A 6,812-nucleotide genomic window follows, 5' to 3' on the forward strand; every position below is an offset into this window, starting at 1 on the left:
AGCGTTACATCCAAAATGCAATGTAGATTAGGGTAAACACCGGCAAGGCTGCTGTCAGGCTGTCGATGCGGTCGAGCACGCCGCCATGTCCAGGCAAAATCGTGCCCGAATCTTTAATGCACGCAGCGCGTTTAAACATACTCTCAGATAAATCGCCAAGGGCTGAAATCAGTGCCACAAAAATGGTCACCGCAACCACTAAGCCTAACTCCTGCTCAGGGGATATATACATAACACCCGCAACAACAATTAGTGTAGTCACTAGGCCACCGAGCAAACCCTCTAAGGTTTTAGCTGGGCTAACTGCGGGCATAAGCTTAGTTTTACCGACAGCTTTGCCCACAAAATACGCCCCAGAATCCGCAGCCCAAACGATCAACATCACCAATAATACTAGCGATGCCCCATAGTAAGGCGATATTTGCGAACTAATCGATTTAAGGGCAATCAGTGCCACAAAACAAGGTACTAAAGTCAATTGTCCAAACATGGACTTTAGCATCGGACTCTTTTGCCACAATTTGGCGCTTTTAGGATAAGTGACCACCAGCAGCAGTGACACCATCCACCACAAAGTACCTATGGTAACCACGGCAAGATAAATGGGATGAATTTGCCCCCGAAGCCAAATGGTGTCGGCGGGAACAATTAAATTAAGAGCGATCAGTAAAATACCGACCGTACAAGTAAAACTCCATTGGGTGACATCACATTGACTATCGATGATCCTGCCCCACTCCTTAGCGGCGATCAGAAACACGGCGATCAAGGCCCAAGCAAAGTACTCAACGGGGAGTAAATAGATTGCTCCCAAAACTAATGGAATCAACCAAATTGCTGTTATTATACGTTGTTTTAGCAAAAAAATCCCTCATGACGTTTTACAATGCGCGCATCTCATCAATTTGACTTCCGGTCAAACCAAAACGGCGCTGGCGACTGGCAAACGTGGCAATCGCTTCATGAAAAGCCTGTTCATCAAAATCAGGCCAAAGGGTGTCCAAAAACACCAACTCAGCATAGGCAGCCTGCCAGAGTACAAAATTGCTGATCCGGTAGTCCCCACCCGTACGGATCATTAAATCAACTTCACTCTGATTTTGCATGCACAAATGTTCACTCAAGGCTTCTTCAGTGAACTGACTGCTGGTCATTTCGCCAGTTTCAACCTTTTCAGCTAACTTTTGCGCAGCTTGCAGTATGTCCCAACGACCGCCGTAATTGGCCGCCACATTCAATATCAATCCCGTATTGCTCGCAGTTTTCGCTTCTGCGGCACGAATTTGCTTTTGTAAACGCGCAGAAAAGCGACTGATATCGCCGATGATATTCAATTTGACCTGGTTTTTATCGAGTAACTTAATTTCCCGCTGTAATACGGTAAAAAACAGTTCCATCAATAAGCTGACTTCTTTATCGGGTCTACGCCAATTTTCGCTAGAAAACGCAAATAGCGTCAGCGATTGTATCCCTAACTGGCTGGCCGCGCTCACCGCACGTCTCACCGCTTTAACCCCAGCCTTATGCCCCATCACTCGTGGCTTGCCCTGGATTTGGGCCCAACGTCCATTACCATCCATAATAATCGCAACATGCTTAGGTAATGACTGTTTAACGAGTTCGGGTAATATCTCCGGTAAGCTTGTCTGAGCACAAGCATCCGCCTCAGTCGGCCTAGATTGCGGATCAAATTCCACTGTGGATGACATCTAATACAACCCTTTAAAATAGACAAACGCCGTGTAGTATACCCCTACACGGCGTAGCAACTCTAGCTTATAGCGCTTGAGATTAGACTTCCATCAACTCAATTTCTTTGGCCGCTAAAATCTCATCGACCTTCTTAATGTGAGCATCGGTGAACTTTTGTACTTCCTCTTCGAAGCGGCGAACATCATCTTCAGTGCATTCTTTAGCTTTTTCGAGTTTCTTCACGTCAGAAATCGCATCGCGACGTACGTTACGAATCGCCACTCGACCACCTTCGGCCTCAGCACGTACTACTTTGATAAAGTCTTTACGACGCTCTTCCGTCAGTGCGGGTAATGGGATACGTAAGGTTGCACCCGCTGACATAGGGTTTAACCCTAAATCAGAGCTCATGATCGCTTTCTCAACCGCTTGGATTGCACTACGGTCAAATACGGTTACTGACAAAGTACGTGCATCTTCAACACCCACGTTCGCCACTTGGTTCAGTGGTGTCATAGTGCCATAGTAAGATACTTGGATTGAGTCCAGTAGGCTTGGGTGTGCACGACCAGTACGTACTTTAGCCATTTGGTTTTTGGTCGCGTCAACGCATTTACCCATGCGCTCTTGAGCATCTTTTTTAATATCTGCAATCACGTTAAATGTCCTTCTTGGTCATTGAATAACTTATTTCGCTTTGATCATTGTGCCTTCTTCTTCACCCATGACCACTCGGCGCAGGGCGCCAGGTTTATTCATGTTGAATACTAGGATTGGCATGTCATGGTCACGCGCCATAGTAAAGGCTGCTAAGTCCATTACTTTTAATTCTTTATCCAGTACTTCAGTGTACGTTAAGTCATCGTACTTCACTGCTTCTGGATTTTTCATCGGGTCGTCAGAATAAACGCCGTCAACTTTAGTGCCTTTTAGCACGACTTCTGCTTCGATTTCAATGCCGCGTAAGCAAGCAGCAGAATCGGTAGTACAGAATGGATTACCAGTACCCGCAGCAAAAATCACCACACGGCCTGATTTTAATAAGCTGATCGCCTCAGCCCAATTGTAGTCGTCACACACCCCTTTTAATGGGATAGCCGACATCAGACGAGCATTAACATAGGCACGGTGCAGGGCATCACGCATGGCCAAGCCGTTCATAACCGTTGCCAGCATACCCATGTGATCGCCCACCACACGATTCATGCCCGCTTTTGCTAAGCCTTCACCGCGAAATAGATTACCACCACCAATGACCACACCCACCTGAATGCCTAACTCTACCAGCTCTTTGACTTCTTGAGCCATGCGATCTAACACTTTAGGATCGATGCCGAAGCCTTCGTCGCCCATCAGTGCTTCGCCACTTAATTTTAGAAGAATGCGTCTAAATGCAGGTTTTGGATTGGTGCTCATAATTTTTATATCCTGGTCATAACAAGACCGCAGCCATTGCTGCGGTCTTGGGGGTATTTAGCGTTGGCGATTAAGCCTTTTTAGAAGCAGCGATTTGAGCAGCAACTTCAGCTGCGAAATCTTCTTCTTTCTTCTCAATACCTTCACCCACTTCTAAACGAATGAAGTTAGTGACTTTCGCGCCTTTCTCTTTCAAGAATTCGCCAACAGTTTTCTTTGGTTCCATGATGTAAGCTTGACCAGTCAGAGAAATCTCACCAGTAAACTTCTTCATACGACCAACAACCATTTTCTCTGCGATTTCAGCAGGTTTGCCTTCATTCATAGAGATTTCGATTTGCAGAGCTTGTTCACGAGCGACTACGTCAGCTGGAACGTCTTCTGGGTTAACGTATTCAGGCTTAGAAGCGGCAACGTGCATTGCGAGGTGCTTCAGAGTTTCGTCATCAGCATCACCAGTTACCACTACACCGATACGCTCACCGTGACGGTAAGAAGCTAATTTAGTGCCGTCGATGTACTCAACGCGACGAACGTTGATGTTTTCACCGATTTTAGCAACTAGTGCAACACGGGCTTCTTCAAATTGGGCTTTTAAGTCTTCTAAAGTCACTTTAGACGCTGCAGCAACGTCTAAAACAGCGTTAGCAAAACCTAAGAAGTTTGCATCTTTAGCAACGAAGTCAGTTTGGCAGTTTACTTCTAACAGTACTGCGAAACCTTCACCGTTTTTGATCAGGATAGTACCGTCAGCAGCGATGTTACCTGCTTTCTTAGCAGCTTTAGCAGCACCAGACTTACGCATGTTGTCAATTGCTAACTCCATGTCGCCGTTGGTTTCTTCTAACGCTTTTTTACAATCCATCATGCCTGCGCCAGTACGCTCGCGCAGTTCTTTAACTTGGGCAGCAGAAATTGCCATTGTTAAATCCTCTCTAAAAAATCGACTAATTTGCAGATATAAAACAGGGGCCGAATGGCCCCTGTTAACCAATCAAAATCTTGGTTAATAAGGGTGATGAAACTCATCCCGCCTTATTATTATTCGGCTTCTACGAAACCGTCTTGCTCAGCTTGAACAGCTAAATCTTGACCACGGCCAGCGTTAGCTGCTGCAGCAACAGAAGTAGTGTACAGGCGAATAGCACGCATCGCGTCGTCGTTACCAGGAACGATGTAGTTAACACCATCTGGCGCAGAGTTAGTATCAACAACTGCAACAACAGGGATACCCAGGTTGTTAGCTTCTTTAATAGCGATATGCTCGTGGTCAGCGCCGATAACGAATAATACGTCTGGCAGGCCGCCCATGTTCTTAATACCGCCTAAAGATTTTTCCAGCTTTTCAAGCTCACGAGTACGCATCAGCGCTTCTTTTTTGGTCAGCTTGTCGAAAGTACCATCTACTGATTGGCTTTCCAGTTCTTTCAGACGTTTGATTGACTGACGAACGGTTTTCCAGTTAGTCAGCATACCGCCTAACCAACGGTGATCAACATAGTACTGATCACAAGAAATAGCAGCTTCTTTGATCGCTTCGCCAGCAGCACGTTTAGTACCAACGAATAATACTTTACCTTTCTTTGAAGCAACGTTGCTGATGAAAGCCAGTGCTTCATTGAACATTGGCACAGTATGCTCAAGGTTGATGATGTGAACGCCGTTGCGAGCACCGAAAATGAATGGCTTCATTTTTGGGTTCCAGTAACGGGTTTGGTGACCGAAGTGGACACCGGCCTGGAGCATATCGCGCATTGAAACTGTAGTCATTTCTATTACCTTAAAATTTAGGGGGTTAGACCTCCACGTATCCCATGTCTTCGACCCCGCAGTTAACAGCTGAGGGCACCCCGAAGAATGTGTCGACACGTGTGTGATTTAGTATTTAGATAAATTGCCATGTATAATGGCCGCCATCTTTAGTTTTGCTATCGCCCAAAAGCAGATAAAGCTGAGCTTGGGTAATTCATCAAGACTTAAACATAACGGCGCGCTTTATACCATAAATAGCCCTAAAGCACAAATTTTTGCATTAGGTTGATCGCGCCAATAGACACCGAAGACACAAGAGAAAACGCAATGAGTATAGTCATTAAGACAGCAGAAGAAATCGAGAAAATGCGCGCGGCAGGTAAACTGGCTGCACAAGTATTAGAAGTGATCGCCCCTTATGTTAAGGCGGGGGTCACCACTAATGAATTAAACGATATCTGCGCCAAATATACCGAAGAGCAAGGCGCGATTTCTGCCCCGCTCAACTACCATGGTTTTCCTAAGTCGATTTGTACTTCGTTAAACAACGTCATTTGCCACGGCATTCCGAGCGATCGCGTTCTCAAGGATGGCGATATTCTCAATATCGATATCACCGTCATTAAAGACGGTTACCACGGCGATACCTCTAAAATGTTCTTAATCGGTGAAGTCAGCCCTAAGGACAAACGTCTGTGCCGCATCGCTCAAGAAAGTCTCTATCTTGCAATCCGTAAAGTGCGTCCGGGATTAAAATTAGGTGAAATCGGCAATACTATTGAAAAATTCATCAAAGCCAGCAAAACAGGCCTTGAGAAATATTCCATCGTGCAAGATTATTGTGGCCACGGTATTGGCGCGGGTTTCCATGAAGAACCCCAAGTGATGCACTACCGTAATGGTGACAACACCATTTTACGCCCAGGTATGTGCTTTACCATTGAACCGATGATCAACGCCGGTCGCCACACCACTGTGCTAGATCGCGATGATAATTGGACGGTGACCACTTCCGATGGTAAAAACTCAGCCCAGTGGGAACACACATTATTAGTGACCGAAACCGGTGTTGAAGTGCTGACGCTGCGCGATGAGGAAGATTTTCCGCGGATCATTAATCACTAATGACAATTGTTAAACTATCCATCAGGTCATATTGGAACTTGGTGGGTAGCAAATATTTTAACGTATCCAAACAAGGGACTCGATGAATACAGCGCTGCTAGCTAAACAATCATTAATCGAACAGAATCAAACGCTTTTAGCAAGGTTCAAAGCCAAAACCCCGATTGAAGAGCTAGTGACTCAGCGCTGTCAGTTTGTCGACTCCCTTATAAAACAGGCGTGGTTGCAACACGGCCTAGATCAATACCCCATCGCCCTGATTGCCGTTGGTGGCTATGGTCGCGGAGAGTTACATCCGCACTCTGATGTCGATTTGCTATTCCTCTTCGAGGGCGAGTTAGCTGCGGTAGCGGAAGCCGCGCTCAGCGAGTTTATCGCCTTTTTGTGGGATGCTAGTCTTGAGATTGGTCATAGCGTCCGCACCCTTGATGATACGCTACGCCTTGGGCGAGACGACATTACCATCGCCACTAATTTGCTTGAAGCGCGCTTGCTTTCAGGGCCTGAAAGCCTATTTGACCAGCTCTACGATGCCATTCGTCAAAGCGATTTTTGGACCTCCAGTCAGTTCTTTATCGCCAAGCGCGATGAACAAACAGCCCGCCATGCCAAGGCGAGTGCCTTCGATCTTGAGCCCAATATCAAAAGTTGCCCCGGCGGCCTTCGGGACATTCAAACCATCGCCTGGGTTGCCATGCGCCACTTTGGCGCCTCACGCCTAGAAGAACTGGTTCAATACGAATTTTTAGAACCCGCCGAATTAGAAGAGCTGCTGGAGTGTCAGCACTTTCTGTGGAAGTTTGCGTTTTGCCCTGCACATGACTGTC

General features: G+C 46.4%; 7 protein-coding genes and 1 pseudogene. 2 read left to right on the forward strand and 6 right to left on the reverse strand.

Features of this window, described 5'->3' with window-relative positions; genetic code table 11:
* Positions 1-4 precede the first annotated feature (4 nt).
* The 6 genes from SHEWPOL2_RS15255 to rpsB form a co-directional block, all read right to left on the reverse strand.
* Positions 5-862 (reverse strand): phosphatidate cytidylyltransferase, encoded by an 858-nt coding sequence (locus SHEWPOL2_RS15255; protein WP_037416744.1) that lies wholly within the window; start codon positions 860-862, stop codon positions 5-7.
* A gap of 19 nt (positions 863-881) precedes the next feature.
* Positions 882-1,709, reverse strand: a complete 828-nt coding sequence (gene uppS / locus SHEWPOL2_RS15260) for a polyprenyl diphosphate synthase (protein WP_037416741.1) — start codon at positions 1,707-1,709, stop codon at positions 882-884.
* An 82-nt stretch (positions 1,710-1,791) separates the two neighbouring features.
* Positions 1,792-2,349: a ribosome recycling factor gene (gene frr, locus SHEWPOL2_RS15265; RefSeq protein WP_037416738.1), complete on the reverse strand. Its 558-nt coding sequence runs from the start codon at positions 2,347-2,349 to the stop codon at positions 1,792-1,794.
* A 30-nt stretch (positions 2,350-2,379) separates the two neighbouring features.
* Positions 2,380-3,108 (reverse strand): UMP kinase, encoded by a 729-nt coding sequence (pyrH, locus tag SHEWPOL2_RS15270; RefSeq protein ID WP_037416734.1) that lies wholly within the window; start codon positions 3,106-3,108, stop codon positions 2,380-2,382.
* Positions 3,109-3,178: 70 nt separating this feature from the next.
* Positions 3,179-4,030, reverse strand: a complete 852-nt coding sequence (gene tsf / locus SHEWPOL2_RS15275; RefSeq protein WP_037429566.1) for a translation elongation factor Ts — start codon at positions 4,028-4,030, stop codon at positions 3,179-3,181.
* Positions 4,031-4,149: 119 nt separating this feature from the next.
* Positions 4,150-4,878 carry a 30S ribosomal protein S2 gene (gene rpsB / locus SHEWPOL2_RS15280; protein ID WP_011071784.1) on the reverse strand — a complete coding sequence of 243 codons (729 nt, stop codon included), beginning with the start codon at positions 4,876-4,878 and terminating at the stop codon, positions 4,150-4,152.
* 309 nt (positions 4,879-5,187) lie between these two features.
* On the opposite strand from rpsB, the gene map reads away from it, so the two are divergent.
* Together map and SHEWPOL2_RS15290 are read left to right on the forward strand one after the other, a co-directional pair.
* Entirely contained in the window at positions 5,188-5,985 is a 798-nt protein-coding gene (gene map, locus SHEWPOL2_RS15285) for a type I methionyl aminopeptidase (RefSeq protein ID WP_037429568.1), read from the forward strand.
* 82 nt (positions 5,986-6,067) lie between these two features.
* A pseudogene (locus tag SHEWPOL2_RS15290) lies at positions 6,068-6,812 on the forward strand (nucleotidyltransferase domain-containing protein); the annotation flags it as partial.

The sequence above is a fragment of the Shewanella sp. POL2 genome, from assembly GCF_000282755.1.
Lineage (GTDB): Bacteria > Pseudomonadota > Gammaproteobacteria > Enterobacterales > Shewanellaceae > Shewanella > Shewanella xiamenensis.